Below are 17,708 nucleotides of genomic sequence, written 5' to 3'. Positions count from 1 at the left end.
GCGGGCTCCTCAGAGACTGCTCAGGGCGCCGGTGCGGCGCATCGCGAGCAGGTAGAGCACGATGACCACGACGGGCACGGTGCCGAGCGCGGCGGCCATGGGCAGGTTGAGTTCGATGTTGGAGTAGACGAGGTTGCCGATGAGCTGGGTCTTGCCTCCGACGATCTGCACGGTGATGTAGTCGCCGAGGCTGAGCGAGAAGGTGAAGACCGAGCCGGCGGCCACCGCCGGCGCCACCATCGGCAGGACCACGGAGCGGAAGGTGCGCCCGGCACGCGCGCCCAAGTCGGCGGACGCGTCAAGGAGGTTGGCGGGCAGCTGCTCCAGTGCCGTGTGGATCGGCAGGATCATGTACGGCAGCCAGAGATACGTCAGCGCGATGACCGTCGCGGTCAGCCCGTACCCGGGTCCGCTCAGCCCCAGCGGCTTCAACATCCAGTCGGCCAGGCCTCCCTGAGAGACGATCAGCCGCCAGGCGTACACCTTGACGAGGTAACTCGCCCACAGCGGAGTGAGGATGGCGACCACGAGCAGCGGGCGCCATTTCGGCTTGGCGATCCGGGCCGTGAAGAAGGCGACCGGGAAGGCGATCACCGCGCACAGGGCGGTGACCGCGAGCGCGACGCCGACGCTGCGCAGGATCACCTGCCGGAAGACGGGCGTGGTGAACAGCGCCTCGAAGTTGTCGGTGGACCAGACCTTCACGACCTCGGAGGTGAAGGAGTCCGTCGTCCAGAACGCCGAGATGAACAGCACGGCCAGTGAGCCGAGGTAGAGCACCGCCAGCCAGAGCAGCGGGGCGGTCAGCAGCAGGGACAGCCTGAGCCGGGGGCGGCGGTGCAGGGTCCCGGCGAGCCGCCGGACGGGTGACCGTCCGGCGGCCTGCACGGAAGAAGTCATCGCTCAGCCCTTGATCTCGGTCCAGGCCTGGACCCACTTGGCGTAGGGCACGCACTTCACGTCGGTGCGTCCGTCGAGGCACTGCTCGATGGGCGTGTTCCAGAACGCGATGTTCTTGAAGTAGCTCTCGTCGGTGGCGTGGAAGGTGTCGCAGAAGCTCGCGTCGCTGGTCTCCTCGCACGCCTTGGCGTTGGCCGGGGCCTCACCGAAGTACTCGGCGACCTGGGCGTTCACCTTCGGCGAGATGATCCAGTCCATCCACTTGTAGGCGCAGTTGGGGTGCTCGGCCTTCGCGGAGAGCATCCAGGTGTCGGACCAGCCGGTGGAGCCCTCCTTCGGCACGATCGCCTTCACCTTGGCACCCTCCCCCTCGGCGAGGTTGGCGATGACCTGCCAGGTGGTGCCGACCACGGAGTCACCGCTCTTGAAGGCGGAGATCTCCTTGAGGTAGTCGCTCCAGTACTCGCCGACGTTGGCGTTCTGCTTCTTGAGCAGGTCGACGGCCGCGTCGAACTGGTCCTGGTCGAGCGCGTAGGGGTCCTCGATCTTCAACTCCGGCTTGGTCGCCTTGAGATACAGGGCGGCGTCGGCGATGTAGATCGGGGAGTCGTACGCCGTGACGTGGCCCTTGTACTGGGAGGCGTCGTCGAAGACCGCGGACCAGGAGGTCGGGGCGGGCGAGACCTTCTCGGTGTTGTACATCAGCAGGTTGGCGCCACGGCCGTGCGGGATGCCGTACGCCGTGCCGTCGACGGAGTTCCACGCCTGCTGCTTGAGGCCGCTGAAGACGTCCTTGTAGTTGGGCACGAGGTCGGTGTTGACGGGGGCCGCGTCGCCGGAGGCTATGAGGCGCAGGGACGCGTCGCCCGAGGCGGAGACGGCGTCGTACTGGCCGGTCTTCATCAGCTTGACCATCTCGTCGGAGCTGGCCGCGGTCTTCGTGTTGACCTGGCAGCCGGTCTGCTTCTCGAAGTCGCTGACCCAGTCGACCTCGGGGTCGTTGGAGCCGTCCTCGACATAGCCGGCCCAGGCGATGAGGTTGACCTCGCCCTCGGTCTTTCCGAGCTCGGACTGCGCCTTGAGGTCAGGTGGGTTGAGGCCGGTGGACGAGGACGAGGCGGAGTCGGACGAGCCGCAGGCCGTGGCCGCGAGGAGCACCGCGGCGGCGGCCGCGGCTTGAAGGGTTCGGTTGAGGCGCACGAGGGTCTCCATACGTGAGGGGCCTGGCGTGGTGGGGATCAGCGGGCGTCCGGGACCTTGAAGCTGTGGCGGCGGTGCCACTGGAGCCGGACGCGGGTGCCGCGGTAGGCGGCGACGTCCTCGGAGGAGGTCTCCAGGTTCTGCTGGAGCGCGGTCAGGCGTCCTCCCGCGTCGAGGTCCACGAGGAAACGGGTGGCGTCGCCCAGATAGACGACCTCGACGACGGTGCCGGTGGCGGTGGAGTGCTCCGGCTCGTCCGCGACGGCGGACTCCTTCAGGACCCGGATCTTCTCGGGCCTGATGCTGTAGGTGCCCTCGTCGCCGACGACCTGCTCGGCGGAGGCTCCTTCGAGCAGGTTGGAGGTGCCGACGAAGCCCGCGACGAAGGGGGTGGCGGGCCGTTCGTAGATCTCGGCCGGGGTGCCGACCTGCTCTATCCGGCCCTGGTTGAAGACGGCGATGCGATCGCTCATCGTCAGGGCCTCCTCCTGGTCGTGGGTGACGAAGACGAAGGTGATGCCGACCTCGCGCTGGATCGCCTTGAGTTCGACCTGCATCTGCTCGCGCAGCTTGAGGTCGAGCGCGCCGAGCGGCTCGTCGAGGAGCAGCACGCTGGGGCGCCCGACAAGGGCACGGGCGAGCGCGACACGCTGGCGCTGGCCGCCGGAGAGCTGACTCGGGCGCCGCCCGCCGAAGTCGCCGAGGCGTACGCCTGCGAGCGCCTCGCGGGCCCGCAGGAGCCGCTCGGCCTTGGGCACCTTGCGGACCTTGAGGCCGTACGCGACGTTCTGCTCCACGGTCATGTGCGGGAACAGGGCGTAGTCCTGGAAGACGGTGTGCACGTCCCGCTCGAACGGGGCGAGCCCCGTGACCTCCTGTCCGGCCAGTTCGATGCGGCCCGAGGTCGGGCTCTCGAAGCCGGCGATCATCCGCAGGACCGTGGTCTTGCCGGAGCCGGACGGGCCGAGCATCGAGAAGAACTCTCCGTCGGCGATGTCCAGATCGACTCCGGCCACGGCGGTCGTGTCACCGAACGCCTTCCGCAGTCCCTGGAGCCGGACCGCACTTCCCTCCATGGTCGGGAACCTTTCTGGTGCACTCGGACGTTGGAGTGAAAGATATGAAGTCATAGTTCAAAGCTCAAGACCCCCTTAGAGTAAAGGTTGAGTCAACGGACAAGGCGGTGACCGTGAAGCAGCACAGCGGCGAAGGCGTCCGGCGAGCGGTTTTCACCCCGGTGGACAACCGGGCCCGGGTCGAGACGGTCGTGAGCAGGCTCGGCGACGCCATCGAGCTCGGCCTGCTCGCCGACGGGGAGCAACTGCCCGGCGAGAGCGAGCTGGCCGGACAGCTCGGCGTCTCCACCGTGACCCTGCGTGAGGCCCTGATGGCGCTGCGACAGCAAGGCCTGGTCATCACCCGCAGGGGGCGCGGCGGCGGCAGCTTCGTGTCGCTCCCCGAGGACCCCGGCGAGGACCGGCTCAGGGCGCGACTGGCCGCCTGGAGCACCGAAGAGCTGCGCGACCTGGGCGACCACTGGGCCGCCGTGTCGGGCGCGGCGGCCCGGCTCGCCGCACAGCGCACGGAGCCGGGTGACCTACAGCAACTGCGGCGCACACTGGATGAGTTGGCCTCCGCCGAGGAAGCGGCCGCGCGCAGCCGCGTGTACGGCCGGTTTCATGTCGAGCTGGCCGCGGCGGCACAGTCCGCCCGACTGACCCGCGAACAGGTCGCCCTCCAGACGGAAGTGGGGGCTCTGTTGTGTCTCGTGCTCGGGAACGACGAATATCGTGAAGAGGTCTCGGACCGTCACCGCTCCGTAATCTCGGCGGTGCAGGATGGGGCCCACGAATCGGCCAGAGCGCTGGCCGAGCGGTGCGTGCAGGACTCGACGGCGCGGCTCATCACCCTGCGCCTCGCGATGCCGCGCACCGCGTCCGGTCCCCGTCCGCTGGAGGGCACCCATGAGCAGGAGCCCCGCCCCGGCCGGCGCCGCGGCGACGCTTGACGCGACACCGGAGGCGGCCGTGGCCGCACAGGTCCGCTCCACCGTGGAAGCCGTCTTCGAGGCCGTCGCCGCCACCCGGGCCGATACGGCGGCCCTGCTCACCAGGGTCGCCGCGCAGAGCCGTCGCCCCGCGAGCGCGGACCTGGCCGCACTGCGCCCCGGGCTCCATCTCCGGCTCGCCCGGCAGGAGTTGGTGTCGGGCGTCGGGTTCGTCGCGGCGCCCGGGCTGCTGAGTGACGTACCTGCGTGGCTGGAGTGGTGGCAGCAGGGCGCCGGCGGGGAGGTACGACCGCTGCTGCTCGACCTCGACCCGCAGCACTCGGCGTACTCCGACTACACGCACTGGGACTGGTTCGCCCTCCCCCGCGACACCGGGCAGCGCGCGGTCGCCGGGCCCTATGTGGACTACCTCTGCTCCGACGAGTACAGCCTGACGCTGTCCGCGCCCGTGCACGTGGAGGGTAAATTCGTGGGGGTGGCCGCGGCCGACGTCTATCTGCGGCACTTCGAGTCGGCGGTGATCCCGCTGCTCCAACGGCTGCCGGGGGCGGCCTACTTGGTGAACGCGCGGGGGCGGGTGGCGGCGTCCGCCGATCCCGCCCATCTGGCCGGGTCACTCACCAAGGGGCCGGACTTCGGGTCGGTGCTGACGCGGGCGCGGGCCGAGAGCTTCGAAGGAATGCGGCTGGTGCCGTGCGACGGGGTTCCCCTCGTGCTGGTGGTGCCGCACGTGTCGCACGGCTGAGCGGCGCCGCACCGGTCGCAGGCCGAGCGGGCTCACACCGCCCGCAGCTCCGCCACGCCGTTCCGGGTCTTGCGTGCCTTGCGCGGTCCTGTCGCCGCCTGCCGCGCCTCGCGCAGGACCAGCGTCATCCGTGTGTAGCCCATGTCCTGAAGGGACTTGGGGGTGTCGCCGACGATCCGGCAGTCCGTACGACCCCAGCGCGGGTCGGGGTGCACCAGCGGGCGCACGGCACCGTCGGGCTCGACGCCGTCCGGGCCGACCGCGCGGATCCAGTGCGGCAGACCGTGCCGGTAGGCGACGTCCATGATCGGGTCCTGGGCGATGTCCCGGCGGATCGACTGCAGTGCGCGGTCCTGGTCGTGCCGCTCCACGGCGGCCGCGAAGTGGGCCAGCATCGGCAGACACCAGCTCGACTCGTGCTCGCCGAGGACCGTGCTCGCGTCCGGATGGAACAGTACGAACCGGAGGAAGTTGTCGCCCGGCATGGCCGTCGGGTGCGGTGCGACGTCGGCGAAAAGTGTCTCGAACGCGTCGTTGCACAGGACGACGTCCCAGCGGTGGTCGAAGACGACGGAGGGGAACGGGACGGCCCCGAGAAGAGCGGCGTAGTCCTGGAGATACGCCTGGGCTTCGAGACTCTCGGGGACAGGTCGCGGCTGGGACCGCTGCCATCCTGCCTGGTACGCCATCGGGAGGTCACCCCTCTTGCCTCTGCGGCCTTCACGCGGCGCCCTGATCCTGCTGCCCGCAGTACAGTCGTGTCAACTATCGTGGCATTTGACTCCTGTTGACGGCTGAATCTCGCCACAGTTGTGGCGAGACCTGGATGTGAGTTCGAGCTAGGGGCTAGTCTCCCGATGGTTCCTGACCATCGTGAGAGCGAACTGAGAAGAGATGTAGGAGATCTGTCGGTGACGGATGGCTTCGAAGTTCCGGGCGCCACGGCGACGGTTCTGCTGCAGGCCGTCGTGGCCCGGGTCACCGCACTCGCCGACCGGCTCGGGGTTCAGCACGCCGAGGTCTTCGACCTCCGGCGGCTGTCGGCCGAGTCCGGCGTCCCGGACCCCGTGGTGCGAGCCCTGCTGAGCGGCCGCCGCGCCGGGGAGCCCGACCTGCAGGCCCGATTCCTGCAGCGACTGGATCTGCTGCGCCGCACCCGGCTCAAGCCGAACGGCCGCCGGTACACGCAGCAGGAGATCGCGGACGGCGCCGGTATGTCGCGGCAGCAGGCCGGAGCCCTCATCAATGGCGACCGGCGCCCCACCATGGAGCACTGCGACGCCATCCAGCGCTTCTTCAGGGTGCATGCGGGATTCCTCACGGCCGAGGACTCCGAGGCGCTCGTGGGCGCCCTCCAGCGCTCGGAGCAGGAGCTGCTGCAACGGCTCGCCGACCGTGAGCGCGCGGCCGCCTCGGTGGCCGCCGACCCGCTGGAGCGGCTGCTGCTCGACCACGGTGTCCGTGGAATCGCCTGGCGGGCCGCTCAGTTGCCCACCGACCAGCACCGGGACAAGGTCGCCGAGTGGCTGGACATGCTCTTGGAAAGCGTCAAGCGGCCCGAGTCGTGAGCACGGGGAGAACTGTGGGCATCCAAAGGGAAATGCGCCGCCTGTGCGGGGAGTTGGTCGGGGAACTGACCCTCCCGGCACCTGCGGAACCCGCCGACCTCTACGCGGAGCTGTGCGACGCGATGAGCAGACGCCGCGGGCGCCCCGTCCAGTTCCGCACGGCGGCGTTCCCGCCCGGGACCGCCAGCGGGCTCTGGCTCGACATGGCCGAGCAGGACCTCGTCGTCATCGAGGAACGCACCGCCCCTGACCACCAGTTGGTGATCCTGGGCCACGAGCTGTGGCACATGCAGGCCGGGCACTGCAGTCACCACGTCGAGGGCGCGGCCGTCGCGGCCCGCTTACTCAACGACTCCGCGGACCTCCAGGAGACCGTCCTCAAGGTCGCCGCGCGCACCCGGTCGCACCTCGCGGACGAGGCGGAGGCCGAGAGTTTCGGCCTGCTGCTCGCCAGCAAGTGCCGTACGTGGCTTGCCGGATCGTCACTGCGCAGGCCTGCCCGACGCGACGGACTCGCGGGCCGGATCGAGGCGTCGCTCGGCTACCGCGGGCCGCAGGGCTGAGGCGGCGTGCACGACTCCAGCTACTACATACCGGCGGCCGCGATGGCGGTCGCCCTGGTCATCAAGGGCCCTTCGGTGCTGCGCGGCCGGCGCGACCCGCTGCTGGGGTCGGCGTACGCGCTGATCCTCCTCGCCGGCCTGGTGTTCTTCTTCGCGGCCCCGCCGACGATCGGCTGGGTCAACCGCGCCACCGGGATCTCGAACTTCTCCGTGGCGATCGTGTACTCCCTGCTGAGCGCCTTCAGCGCCTCCTGCCTGGTGCTGCTGATCAACTGGCGCGGCGGATCGAACACGCGGCTCGTCTCACGCCGCTGGATCGCCGGGTACGCCGTGGTCATCGCGGCGACGGTGGTGCTGTTCGCGCTCGGGGACGCGCCCGTGGAACGCCGGCGGGACTTCGACACCTACTACGCCAACACGCCGTACATGCGCGAGATGATCGTGCTGTACCTGACGGCGCTCGCCGTCGCGAACGTCTCGATGACCGTGATGTGCTGGCGCTGGGCTGTCGAGGTGAGCGGCTGGCTGCGCGTCGGGCTGCTGGTCATGAGTGTCGGCTTCCTGTCCAACATCGGTTTCGCGGCGGCCAAGCTGACCGCCGTCAACGCCCGCTGGAACGGCGGGAACCTCGACGACCTGAGCACCTACCTCGCTCCCACGCTGGCCGCCGCCGGAGAGCTCGTCTGCGCCATCGGTTTCTGTGTCCCGATGGCCTGCCAGCGCATCGGGGACGTGTGGAGCACCTGGTCGACGTACCGTCAACTCGGTCCGCTGTGGCGTGAGTTGCGTCCGGCGGGGGACCACGGCGACCGCGCGGTGCGGATCGCCTGGTGGGCGCCCGCCGAACTTCAGGTCACCCAGCGGGAGTCCGACATCCACGACGGGATGCTCGCCCTGTACCCCTACTTCGACCTCGAGGTACGCGCGCACGCCTACGACGACGCCGTGGCCGCGGGCTCCGGCCCGGACCGGGCGCGGGCCGAGGCCGACGCGACGATGGTGACGGCGGCGCTGCGGGCCAGGGCGGACGATCCGGAGGGCAAGGTCATCAGCGCCCCGTCCTCCGCCGCCGAGTCTGCCGGCGGTCCCCGGGACCTGGTGGGGATGTCCATGGCCCTGCGCAAGTCCCCGGTCGTCGCGACAGCCCGGGAACGGATCGAGGCCGGTGCGGGGACGGCTTCCCGCGAGCGGATCGGATAGGCACCGGCCAAGGCGTCACGTCGCGCTGCGTTCGCTCGCCTCGCGCAGGTCCCGTTCCACCGCACGGTTCTGGGCAGTGTCCGGCTGCCCGACGGCCGTGCCCGGGCGGCCCGCGCGCAGCAGTTCGCGCCAGTGCTCGCGGCTCCAGTCGGCCGGACTCGTCGTGCTCGTGAACTCCTCGACCAGGGCGAGGAAGCGTGCCGGGTCGCTGTGGAAGGGGAAGTGGCCCGCGCCCTCGAAGATCTCCAGGCGACTGCCCGGCATCGCCTTGTGCGCCCCGTACGCGTGCCGCACCGGCACCACACTGTCCCGGTCCCCCCAGAGCAGCATCGTGGGCATGCCCTCGGTCAGATAGCAGCGGTCGAGCATGGTCACTGCCTGCCCCCGCCAGTCGACCACGGCGCGCAGGGTGCGGATGAAGGCGCTGCGGGACGTCGCGTCGGGCAGCGCGTCCACGAGGGTGAGCAACTCGGGCGCGTCCTGGCCCAGATCGGTGTTGAGCATCCTCATCAAGCGGAGGAACAGGCCCACTTGGAGGCGCGCGCCGGGCAGTCTCAGTGTCGAGAGCATGAGGTGGGCGCCCGGCAGCGAGACCGCCCGCAGTACGGGGTTGACCTCGCCCCCGACGCCGCCCGCGCTGACCAGGATCAGCCGCTCGGTGCGCTCGGGGAACTGGTAGGCGAACTGCATCGCGACGCCGCCGCCCAGCGAGTGCCCGACCAGCGTGGCGGACTCGATGTCGAGCGTGGTGAGCAGATCGCGTACCCCGTTGGCGTACGCGGCCACCGAGTAGTCGGCCCGCGGCTTGTCGGACGCTCCGTGGCCGAGCAGGTCGGGCGCGATCACCGTGTGGGTGCGGGCGAGGTCGGGGATCAGCTCTCCCCAGGTGTCCGAGGAGTCGCCGATGCCGTGGATCAGGACGAGGGCCGGGCCCTCGCCCGCCATCCGGTAGGCGCGCCGGTAGCCGTGCACGACGCGGTGGTGCAGGCGCAGCTCCCCGTCACCCACGGAGCGCAGGGTGCGCCGCGGTCGCTTGGGCGGTACGTCGACCATGGGCTCGCCTCCTGTTCGCAGGCCGCCGAGAGGCAGCCCCGAGCCGCCGGGAAGACGGCTGCCCCGCTCACCGTTCCAGCCTAGGGCTCCCGTCCCACAAGGGATTTCCGTGAGGTTTCGCCTCCGCTAAGCGGGCGAACCTGGGCGTACCAAAAGGGCATTGTCAGTGGCGGACGGCAAGCTGGAGTCACGTACCGCCATGTACCGCTTCGACAAGCCGACCCCGGGGAGAGCCGTCCGATGCCGACCGCCGTACTGACCGATCACGAACGCGCCGCCGTGCAGGCCTACCTGCGTCTCCTCCAGACCGTACGAGCCGCCTTCGACAGTCCGCCGGACGGGCGCCGACCACCCGTGGTGCCGCCCGCCGCACTGGCCGAGGCGGAGCGGGCGCTGGCGGCGGCCGGACTCGCGGGCAACGAGGAGGCGTTCTTCCGGCTGCTGCACACGTGGTGCCCCGAGCGGACTCAGCTCTGAGCGCGGTGGTCGCCGGGCCCCGTGGCGGCCTCAGCCGTGCGGCACCGTGACCACCGTCGCGGCCAGGCCCCGCTGGACGGTCCAGCGCCCGTCGAAGGACGCGACGCGGCGGCCATCGACCAGCGGGCCCGGTACGAGGAGTTCGGCGCGCAGTCGCCCCGACGGGGCGGGGCCGCCGCCGGACCCGGGGTCCAGGATGAGGTCGATGTCCGCCTCGGCGAAGTCCAGCCACTTCCCGGTGAGCGGGAACCAGGCCTTGTAGACCGACTCCTTGGCGCTGAACAGCAGCCGGTCCCAGTGGACGGCGGGGAGCCGGCCGCCGAGGCCGGCCAGTCTGTCCAGCTCGGCGGGCAGGGCCACGGCGTCGAGGACCCCCTCGGGGAGCGCCAGGTGGGGTTCGGCGTCGATGCCGAGGGAGGCGAGGTCGGTGGCGCGGGCCAGCGCGGCGGCGCTGTAGCCCTCGCAGTGCGTCATGCTGCCGATCAGGCCCGCGGGCCACTGCGGGGCGCCGCGCTCGCCGGGCAGGATGGGCGCCGGGGGCACGCCGAGCTTCTCCATGGCGCGCCGGGCGCAGCCGCGCACGGCGGTGAACTCGCGCCGCCGTTTCGCCACGGCCCGGGTCAGGAGCGCCTGCTCCTCGGGGTACAGGGTCGTGCCCTCGGCCCCGTCGTCACCGTAGGTCTCCACGGCCACGACGGACTCCGGGAGCAGCTCCTCGATCACCGGCTCCGACCTCCATCGGCAGAATGCGGCGCAGCGTGCCCGGCGGTCCCGGGCGGGTGCGCCACTCGCGGGGGTAGCCCACGGACACCTCTTCGAATCGGACGCCCTCGTGCCAGGTGGTCCGTGGGATGTGGAGATGACCGTAGACCATGGTCTCGATGCGGAACCTGCGGTGCCAGTCGGCGGTCAGCGTGGTGCCGCACCACATCGCGAACTCGGGGTAGCGCAGGATGTCCGTCGGGTGACGGTCGAGCGGGTAGTGGTTGACCGGGATCACGGGCAGGTCGTCGGGCAGCTCGGCGAGTCTGCGCTCGGTCTCGGCGACCCGGGCCCGGCACCAGGCCTCGCGGCTCGGGTAGGGGTCGGGGTGCAGGAAGTGCTCGTCGGTGCAGATCACCCCGGTGCCCTCGGCGTAGGCGAGGCCCTCGTCCCTGGTCGTGCAGCCCTTCGGCAGGAACGAGTAGTCGTAGAGGAGGAAGAGCGGTGCGACCACCGCCGGGCCGCCCGGACCTTCCCAGACCGGGTAGGGATCCTCGGGGGTCGTGACGCCCAACTCCCGGCACAGGGCGACCAGATGCTCGTATCTGGCGACGCCGCGCAGCTGGACCGGGTCCTTCGGGTGGGTCCAGAGCTCGTGGTTGCCGGGCGCCCAGATCACCTTGCGGAAGCGGTCGCCGAGCGTTTCGAGGGTCCAGTGGATGTCGGCGACGCTCTCGCTGACGTCGCCGGCCACCAGGAGCCAGTCGTCGTCCGACTGGGGGCGCATCTTCTCGACGAGGGCGCGGTTCTCGGCGTATCCGATGTGCAGATCGCTGATGGCCAACAGTTGTCCCGAACGGCCGGCCTTCGACTCCACCCTCGCCCCTTCCACGAACACGATTGGGCTCACGAGAACACATCGGACCGAGCCCGGACAAGAGCGTCCCGCGCGGCCCGGGGTCCACAATTCGGGAATCCGTAACACGCCTGTAGCGCCACACCCGCCCCGCGCCCCTTATGATCGCCCCAACACCACCGCCCTGAACCTCCCTCGGGTGTGCGACGGCCTGGTGCACCTCCCTCTCCCCTGGCCGGGCACGGCCTGCTCCGCTGTGCCCGGAAACCCCGAAAGGCGGCCTGCATGGGTTCTCGCGTACGCGTCTGGCTCAACCGCACGTACGCGGAGAACGTGTTCTTCATGGATCAGCTGCGAAGTAATCCGCAGCGCCGCCCGGTCGAGATCCATGCGACGCACGGAGACGCCGACTCGCCCATCCTGGCCGCTGCCGACACCGCCGCCATGGAGCCCGAGGGTCTCTCCCGGGCCGCCTACGTCGAGTACGCCCTCGACCAGTGCGCCCGGCACGAGATCGATGTGTTCGTGCCCGTGCTGCACCAGGCGACGATCGTGGCGCACCGCGCGGAGTTCGCCGCGCTCGGTACGGCCCTGCTCGCGCCGCCCGCCGAGGCCGTGGCCATCTTCCACGACAAGGTGACGGCGTATCAGGCGCTGCAGGCGATGGGCATTCCGGTGCCGCCGTGGTGGCGGGTGCGCAACGAGGAGGAACTCCTCGTCGCCGTTGAGGCGTTGGAGGCGGCGGGTCACAAGGCCTGCTTCAAGCCCGCGGCTGGAGCGGGCGGAGTCGGCTTCCGCGTCATCACGCGCGCCCCCTTCTCACTCAACCACCTCAACGGATTTCCCAGCTCGTACGTGCCGCTGAGTCTGGTGCAGGACGCCGTGCGGGGTGCCGAGAAGCCCGTCGACTGGCTGGTGATGCCGCTCCTGGCGGAGCCGGAGGTGTCCGTCGACTGCCTCACCGGGCCGGACGGCCGGGTCCGGATGGCGGTGGGCCGCACCAAGAACGGGCGCCGTCGCGGGTTCACGCTCCATCCCTCCTGGATCGACCCCGCGCGCCGGCTCGCGGAGGCGTTCGGACTGCACTATCTGACGAACATTCAGTTCCGTATGTTCGGGGACGAGCCGGTCCTCATGGACGTCAACACCCGGCCGGCCGGCGGACTGCACCAGCTCGCACTGTGCGGCATCAACGCCCCTTGGGCGGCAGTGCAGTTGGCGCTCGGCGAGGAGACGGGCGAGGTGGTTCCCACGCTGCTCGGGCAGGACTACGCCGTGGTCACGGGGCCGCGTCCGGTGCGTCCGGTGACGTTGCCGCAGCAGCGGGCCGAGACACTGCCAGCCATGCCCGCGCCCGCCGCGGAGACCGTTGCGCCGACGGTCGCGGAAACCACGACCGCACCGACGACGAGCAGCACGCTCACCCCGACCATCACACCGATCACCGCCCCGGCCGCCACGTCCGCCAACGCCGCCATCGCACCGGCCTAGCCTTCAGTCGACTCCCCACCAACCGGTCTGGACCAATTCACGCACAGCATCTTGACAGGGTGATTGGTCCATACCAACTTGGTTGCGCACCTTCAGCACTCCCGAACACCCCCATCACTTCAGGGAGATCGCGTGCGCATCGACTTCTTCAGGCGTTCCAGACGTCGCTTCTTCGCTCTGCTCGGCACCGCCGCCCTGGCTCTGGCCGGGGCGGTCGCCCTGCCCACCACGGCCCACGCGGCCAACATCCTCACCAACCCCGGCTTCGAGTCGGGCGTCCTCTCCCCCTGGTCCTGCACCGGGAACCTGGGCTCGATCGTCTCCACCCCCGTGCACGGCGGCACCAAGGCCCTTGCGGGGGCGGCGAGTTCGAGCAACAACGCCAAGTGCAGCCAGACCGTCGCCGTCCTGCCGAACACCGCGTACAGCCTGACGGGCTGGGTGCGCGGCAGCTATGTGTACCTGGGCGTGGACGGCGGCGCCGCGACCTGGACGACGTCCACGGCGGCGTACAGCCAGCTCACCGTGAACTTCACGACCGGTGCCTCGCAGACCAGCGCCACGATCTACACGCACGGCTGGTACGGCCAGGGCACCTACTACGCCGACGACGTCAGCCTGGACGGACCGGGCGGCGGCGGTGGCTCGGACACCCAGGCGCCCACCGCGCCGACGAACCTCACCTCCCCCGCCAAGACCTCCTCCAGCGTGTCCCTGTCGTGGGGTGCGTCGAGCGACAACGTCGGCGTCTCCGGCTACAACATCTACAGCGGCGCCAACCAGGTGCTCACCGTGTCGGGCACGACCGCGACCGTGAGCGGTCTGTCGCCGAGCACGGCGTACACGTTCACCGTGCGGGCACGGGACGCGGCCGGGAACGTCTCCGCCGCCTCCAACTCCCTTGCCGTGACGACGAACGCGGGCACCCCCGGCACCACCTTCAAGCAGGCGGCGCCGTACCTCTACCTCGGCTGGGGCGATCCGCCGGCCGTGAGTACGGTGATGAGCTCCACCGGGATCAAGTGGTTCACGATGGCGTTCATCCTCTCCTCGGGCGGCTGCAGCCCGGCCTGGGACGGGAGTCGCGCGCTGACCGGCGGCAACGACCAGTCGGTCATCAACTCCATCCGCGCCGCGGGCGGTGACATCGTGCCCTCGATCGGCGGCTGGAGCGGCAACAAGCTCGGGCCGAACTGCTCGACGCCGGAGGCACTGGCGGGCGCGTACCAGCAGGTGATCAACGCGTACGGGCTCAAGGCGATCGACGTCGACATCGAGAACACGGACGAGTTCGAGAACGAGGTCGTCCAGGACCGCATCCTCAACGCACTGAGGATCGTCAAGGCGAACAACCCGGGGCTGCGCACCATCATCACCTTCGGTACGACGACGACGGGCCCGACCTACTGGGGCAACCGGCTCATCGAGCGGGCCTCGGCACTGGGCGCCAACATCGACGTCTTCACGATCATGCCGTTCGACTTCGGCGGCGGCGCCGACATGTACGGCAACACCGTGAACGCCACCGAGGGTCTGAAGACCAAGCTGAAGTCCACCTTCGGCTGGGACGACGCCACGGCGTACGCGCACATCGGCATCTCCGGCATGAACGGGCTCAGCGACCAGCAGGAGCTCACCTCACCGACGACCTGGACGCAGATCCGCGACTGGTCGAACTCGCACCACATCGCCCGGCTCGCCTTCTGGTCGGTCAACCGCGACCGTCCCTGCGCCGGCGGCGGAGTGGTCAGCAACTGCTCCGGCATCAGCCAGAACAACTGGCAGTTCACGTCCATCACGGCCGGCTTCACCGGCTGAACCGACCGAAACGAAGGAGGGTGCCCGGCCACGAAGGCCGGGCACCCTCCCGCGTTCTACGGGCGCCGCGCCAGCCGCAGCGTCTGCACCTCGAACGGCCGCAGCGAGACCGTCACCGCGTCGCCGTCCACCTGCACCTGCGCTCCCGCGAAGGGGCGCTCAAGGAGATCGGTGACCTGGGCGCCCGCCAGCGCGAAGCCGGTGCGCAGCACACCCTCCCCACGACCGCCCCGGGACTCGTAGAGGCGTACGACGACATCGCCCGAGGCGTCGTCCGCGAGCTTGACCGCCTCGATCGTCACGCCCTCGCCCTCGACGGACACGACGGGCTCGGTCGGCCCGGCCTCCGCCACCCGCAGCGGCAGGTTGAGCGAGTAGCCCTCCGCGACCGCGTCCTCGATGCTCGCCCCGGGAAGGAGCGAGTACGTGAAGCGGTGCTTGCCCTGGTCGGCCTCGGGGTCGGGGACACGCGGGGCGCGCACCAGGGAGAGGCGTACGGTCGTCGTCGTACCGCCGTCCTCGCGGACCGTGCGGGAGACGTCGTGGCCGTACGTCGAGTCGTTGATGACCGCGACGCCGTACCCCGGTTCGCCGATGTGCACCCAGCGGTGGCCGTAGACCTCGAATCGGGCCGCTTCCCAGCTGGTGTTGGTGTGGGTGGGGCGCTGGACGTGGCCGAACTGGATCTCGGCGGAGGAGTGCGGGGCCCGGATGTCGACCGGGAAGGCGGCCTTGAGGAACTTCTCGGCCTCGTGCCAGTCGATCTCCGTCTCGAAGTCGATGCGGGGGCTGCCCGCGCGGACGGTGATCGTCTGCACGATCCGCGATCCCTTGCCGAAGCTGCGCTCCACCCTGATCGCGCCGAGCAGCGGGTCCTCGTCCACGACCGTGATCGAGTCGGCATCCAGGAGGTCCGTGTAGCGGTTCTTGTAGTGCTTGTCGACGTCCCAGGCGTCCCAGTAGTTGGGGAGGTCGCTGTGCAGGCGGAGCAAGTTGCCCTTGTCCGCGAGGACTTCACGGTTCGCCTTCAGGTCGCGTACCGAGGCGAGGGTGCCGTCCTCGGCCAACTCGACGCGCACCAGGCCGTTTTCGAGGACCCGCCCGGTGACCGTCACCGGGTGCGGGGACTCGGCGACGGCGAGGGGCGCGCTGCCGCTCGCCGGTACTTCCGCGTACATCGGGACACCCGCCGACGTACGGACCACCTCGGCCCGGTCGTACGGACTCGTGTTGAAGACGCGGGTCTCCCCCGATCCGAGCGCGGCCAGCGCCTCGGCCGTGAGCACCTCCAACTCCTCGGCCACGCGGGCGTATTCGGCCTCCGCCTCGCGGTGCACCCACGCGATCGAGGACCCCGGCAGGATGTCGTGGAACTGGTGGAGCAGGACCGTCTTCCAGAGCCGGTCAAGCTTCTCGTACGGATAGGCGTAGCCCGGCGCGTGCAGCGCGGCCGTGGTCGCCCACAACTCGGCCTCGCGGAGCCGGTGTTCACTCCTGCGGTTGCCCTGCTTGGTGCGCGCCTGCGAGGTGTAGGTCGCGCGGTGCAGCTCCAGATAGAGCTCGCCGACCCAGACCGGGGCGTCCGGGTACTCCTCGCGGGCGGCGGCGAAGAACGCGTCGGGATGCTCGACGACGACCTTCGCCGAACCCTCCAAGTCCGCCAGCCTGCGCGCCCGTTCCATGATCTCGCGGGTGGGTCCGCCGCCGCCGTCACCCCAGCCGAAGGGGGCCAGCGAGCGGGTGCCGCGGCCCTTGTCGGCGTAGTTGCGGACGGCTCGGGACATCTCCTCGCCGCTGAAGCGGGCGTTGTAGGTGTCGACCGGCGGGAAGTGCGTGAAGATGCGGGTGCCGTCGATGCCCTCCCACCAGAAGGTGTGGTGGGGCAGCTTGTTGGTCTGGTTCCAGGAGAGCTTCTGGGTCAGGAACCACTCGTTGCCGGCGAGCTTGGCGAGCTGCGGGTAGGCGGCGTTGTAGCCGAAGGAGTCCGGCAGCCAGACACCCTTCGTCTCGACGCCGAAGTGCTCGATGAAGAACCGCTTGCCGTGGATGAGCTGACGGGCCAGCGCCTCACCGCCGGGCAGGTTGCCGTCGGCCTCGACCCACATGCCGCCGACCGGCGCCCACTGGCCCCGCTTCACCGACTCCTGGATACGGGCCCAGACCTGCGGGTAGTTGTCGCGCACCCACTCGTACTGCTGGGCCTGCGAGCAGGCGAAGATGAACTCCTCGTACTCGTCGGCGAGCGAGGTGACGTTCGAGAAGGTGCGGGACGTCTTGCGCTTGGTCTCGCGGATCGGCCACAGCCAGGCGGAGTCGATGTGCGCGTGACCGACGCCGGAGAGGGTGTGGGCGCTGGCGTGCGCGGGCTTGGACAGCACGGGCACGAGGGCGGCGCGCACCTCGGCCGCCGAGCCGGAGATGTCGTCCAGGTCAAGGAGGTCCAGGGCGTGGTCGAGCGCGTGCATGATCTCGTGGCGGCGCGGGTCCTGCTCGTTCAGCTCCAGCATCAGTTCGCGCAGCACCTGGATGTCCAGGTCGAGGTGCCAGACCTCCTCGTCCAGGACGGCGATGTCGGCGCGGCGGAAGGTGTAGAGGGGCTTGTCGCCGGCCGTGAGGACGTCGCCGAGCGGGGTCGGGCGGGCGAAGTCGTTGGCCAGGATGTCCGGGTTGGACGCCGCCTCGACCAGGTAGTCGATCTCCTCGCCGCCCGTCGCCGGATTGGCGATCGCCACGTACTGGTTGAGCGGGTTGACCGCCTTCAGCGGGGTGCCGTCCGTGAGGTGGACGAGCGCCTCGGCCTGGTTGCCGGGCCAGTCGCCGGTGAAGCCGAGGTCGATGACGGCCTCGACGCGCTTGCCGGTCCACTCGGGCGGCACGGTTCCGCGCATCCGGAACCAGGTGGTGCCCCACGGCGGGCCCCAGGGGGTGTCCATGGCGAACGGCTTGTACGAGGCCGAGGCGGCCTCCTCGAACGGGACGGGCTCCCCGGGAGCCTGCCAGGCCTCTACCTCGAAGGGCACGGTCGCGGCGTAGGTCGCGGGCTTGATGCGCTGGTCGTGGACGCGTGCGACGCGCTCCTCGATACGGCGGCGTTCGTCATGCATAGGAAGTCTCCAGGAAGGTGGAA

Annotated in this window: 16 protein-coding genes; 8 read left to right on the top strand and 8 right to left on the bottom strand. The window is 70.2% G+C overall.

The window, feature by feature from the left end; genetic code table 11:
- Nucleotides 1-9: 9 nt before the first annotated feature.
- The 3 genes from OG219_RS40020 to OG219_RS40010 are packed head-to-tail and all read right to left on the bottom strand — an operon-like array spanning nt 10 to nt 3,176.
- Nucleotides 10-900, bottom strand: coding sequence for an ABC transporter permease (locus OG219_RS40020; protein WP_266835127.1), 891 nt, complete (start codon nt 898-900; stop codon nt 10-12).
- A 3-nt stretch (nt 901-903) separates the two neighbouring features.
- Nucleotides 904-2,100 carry an ABC transporter substrate-binding protein gene (locus tag OG219_RS40015; protein ID WP_266835125.1) on the bottom strand — a complete coding sequence of 399 codons (1,197 nt, stop codon included), beginning with the start codon at nt 2,098-2,100 and terminating at the stop codon, nt 904-906.
- Between the two features lie 38 nt (nt 2,101-2,138).
- Nucleotides 2,139-3,176: an ABC transporter ATP-binding protein gene (locus OG219_RS40010; RefSeq protein WP_266835123.1), complete on the bottom strand. Its 1,038-nt coding sequence runs from the start codon at nt 3,174-3,176 to the stop codon at nt 2,139-2,141.
- A 107-nt stretch (nt 3,177-3,283) separates the two neighbouring features.
- Here OG219_RS40010 and OG219_RS40005 point away from each other — a divergent pair, with 107 nt between their 5' ends.
- Together OG219_RS40005 and OG219_RS40000 are read left to right on the top strand one after the other, a co-directional pair.
- A complete protein-coding gene (locus tag OG219_RS40005) occupies nt 3,284-4,108 on the top strand; it encodes a FadR/GntR family transcriptional regulator (protein ID WP_266835121.1) in 825 nt (274 codons plus the stop codon).
- Nucleotides 4,065-4,853 (top strand): cache domain-containing protein, encoded by a 789-nt coding sequence (locus tag OG219_RS40000; protein WP_266835088.1) that lies wholly within the window; start codon nt 4,065-4,067, stop codon nt 4,851-4,853. Before OG219_RS40005 ends, OG219_RS40000 begins: the two co-directional genes overlap by 44 nt.
- 32 nt (nt 4,854-4,885) lie before the next feature.
- Here OG219_RS40000 and OG219_RS39995 read toward each other — a convergent pair whose 3' ends face one another.
- Nucleotides 4,886-5,542, bottom strand: coding sequence for a hypothetical protein (locus tag OG219_RS39995; RefSeq protein ID WP_266835086.1), 657 nt, complete (start codon nt 5,540-5,542; stop codon nt 4,886-4,888).
- 222 nt (nt 5,543-5,764) lie between these two features.
- Between OG219_RS39995 and OG219_RS39990 the strand changes: the two genes are divergently transcribed.
- The 3 genes from OG219_RS39990 to OG219_RS39980 are packed head-to-tail and all read left to right on the top strand — an operon-like array spanning nt 5,765 to nt 8,184.
- On the top strand, nt 5,765-6,421 hold the full coding sequence (locus OG219_RS39990; RefSeq protein ID WP_266835084.1) for a helix-turn-helix transcriptional regulator: 657 nt from the start codon (nt 5,765-5,767) through the stop codon (nt 6,419-6,421).
- Between the two features lie 32 nt (nt 6,422-6,453).
- Nucleotides 6,454-6,984 (top strand): toxin-antitoxin system, toxin component, encoded by a 531-nt coding sequence (locus OG219_RS39985; RefSeq protein WP_266835082.1) that lies wholly within the window; start codon nt 6,454-6,456, stop codon nt 6,982-6,984.
- A gap of 6 nt (nt 6,985-6,990) precedes the next feature.
- Nucleotides 6,991-8,184, top strand: a complete 1,194-nt coding sequence (locus OG219_RS39980; RefSeq protein ID WP_266835080.1) for an MAB_1171c family putative transporter — start codon at nt 6,991-6,993, stop codon at nt 8,182-8,184.
- A gap of 15 nt (nt 8,185-8,199) precedes the next feature.
- Here the strand turns inward: OG219_RS39980 and OG219_RS39975 are convergent, their stop codons facing one another.
- Nucleotides 8,200-9,237 carry an alpha/beta fold hydrolase gene (locus tag OG219_RS39975; RefSeq protein ID WP_266835078.1) on the bottom strand — a complete coding sequence of 346 codons (1,038 nt, stop codon included), beginning with the start codon at nt 9,235-9,237 and terminating at the stop codon, nt 8,200-8,202.
- Nucleotides 9,238-9,477: 240 nt separating this feature from the next.
- Here OG219_RS39975 and OG219_RS39970 point away from each other — a divergent pair, with 240 nt between their 5' ends.
- Complete coding sequence (locus tag OG219_RS39970; protein ID WP_266835076.1) at nt 9,478-9,714, top strand: hypothetical protein; 237 nt, start codon at nt 9,478-9,480, stop codon at nt 9,712-9,714.
- A 30-nt stretch (nt 9,715-9,744) separates the two neighbouring features.
- Here the strand turns inward: OG219_RS39970 and OG219_RS39965 are convergent, their stop codons facing one another.
- Nucleotides 9,745-10,437: a 4'-phosphopantetheinyl transferase gene (locus tag OG219_RS39965; RefSeq protein WP_266835074.1), complete on the bottom strand. Its 693-nt coding sequence runs from the start codon at nt 10,435-10,437 to the stop codon at nt 9,745-9,747.
- Nucleotides 10,385-11,293, bottom strand: coding sequence for a metallophosphoesterase (locus OG219_RS39960; protein WP_266836396.1), 909 nt, complete (start codon nt 11,291-11,293; stop codon nt 10,385-10,387). The genes OG219_RS39965 and OG219_RS39960 overlap by 53 nt, the downstream gene beginning before the upstream one ends.
- Nucleotides 11,294-11,557: 264 nt before the next feature.
- Between OG219_RS39960 and OG219_RS39955 the strand changes: the two genes are divergently transcribed.
- Together OG219_RS39955 and OG219_RS39950 are read left to right on the top strand one after the other, a co-directional pair.
- Nucleotides 11,558-12,763, top strand: coding sequence for an ATP-grasp domain-containing protein (locus tag OG219_RS39955; protein WP_266835072.1), 1,206 nt, complete (start codon nt 11,558-11,560; stop codon nt 12,761-12,763).
- A 132-nt stretch (nt 12,764-12,895) separates the two neighbouring features.
- Nucleotides 12,896-14,581 carry a carbohydrate binding domain-containing protein gene (locus OG219_RS39950; RefSeq protein ID WP_266835070.1) on the top strand — a complete coding sequence of 562 codons (1,686 nt, stop codon included), beginning with the start codon at nt 12,896-12,898 and terminating at the stop codon, nt 14,579-14,581.
- Nucleotides 14,582-14,637: 56 nt separating this feature from the next.
- Here OG219_RS39950 and OG219_RS39945 read toward each other — a convergent pair whose 3' ends face one another.
- Complete coding sequence (locus OG219_RS39945) at nt 14,638-17,685, bottom strand: glycoside hydrolase family 38 C-terminal domain-containing protein (RefSeq protein WP_266835068.1); 3,048 nt, start codon at nt 17,683-17,685, stop codon at nt 14,638-14,640.
- Nucleotides 17,686-17,708 lie beyond the last annotated feature (23 nt).

Origin of the sequence: Streptomyces sp. NBC_00038 (genome assembly GCF_026343635.1) — a bacterium.
In the GTDB taxonomy this organism is placed as follows: Bacteria; Actinomycetota; Actinomycetes; order Streptomycetales; family Streptomycetaceae; genus Streptomyces.
The sequence above is the reverse complement of the archived record's forward strand: the minus strand, read 5'-3'. Positions and strand labels throughout refer to the sequence as shown.

Bases quoted from the DNA above. Each gene is read 5' to 3' on its own strand.
- OG219_RS40020 (WP_266835127.1), bottom strand. From the start codon at position 900: ATGACTTCTTCCGTGCAGGCCGCCGGACGGTCACCCGTCCGGCGGCTC.
- OG219_RS40010 (WP_266835123.1), bottom strand. From the start codon at position 3,176: ATGGAGGGAAGTGCGGTCCGGCTCCAGGGACTGCGGAAGGCGTTCGGT.
- OG219_RS40000 (WP_266835088.1), top strand. From the start codon at position 4,065: ATGAGCAGGAGCCCCGCCCCGGCCGGCGCCGCGGCGACGCTTGACGCG.
- OG219_RS39995 (WP_266835086.1), bottom strand. From the start codon at position 5,542: ATGGCGTACCAGGCAGGATGGCAGCGGTCCCAGCCGCGACCTGTCCCC.
- OG219_RS39985 (WP_266835082.1), top strand. From the start codon at position 6,454: ATGCGCCGCCTGTGCGGGGAGTTGGTCGGGGAACTGACCCTCCCGGCA.
- OG219_RS39975 (WP_266835078.1), bottom strand. From the start codon at position 9,237: ATGGTCGACGTACCGCCCAAGCGACCGCGGCGCACCCTGCGCTCCGTG.
- OG219_RS39970 (WP_266835076.1), top strand. From the start codon at position 9,478: ATGCCGACCGCCGTACTGACCGATCACGAACGCGCCGCCGTGCAGGCC.
- OG219_RS39955 (WP_266835072.1), top strand. From the start codon at position 11,558: ATGGGTTCTCGCGTACGCGTCTGGCTCAACCGCACGTACGCGGAGAAC.
- OG219_RS39945 (WP_266835068.1), bottom strand. From the start codon at position 17,685: ATGCATGACGAACGCCGCCGTATCGAGGAGCGCGTCGCACGCGTCCAC.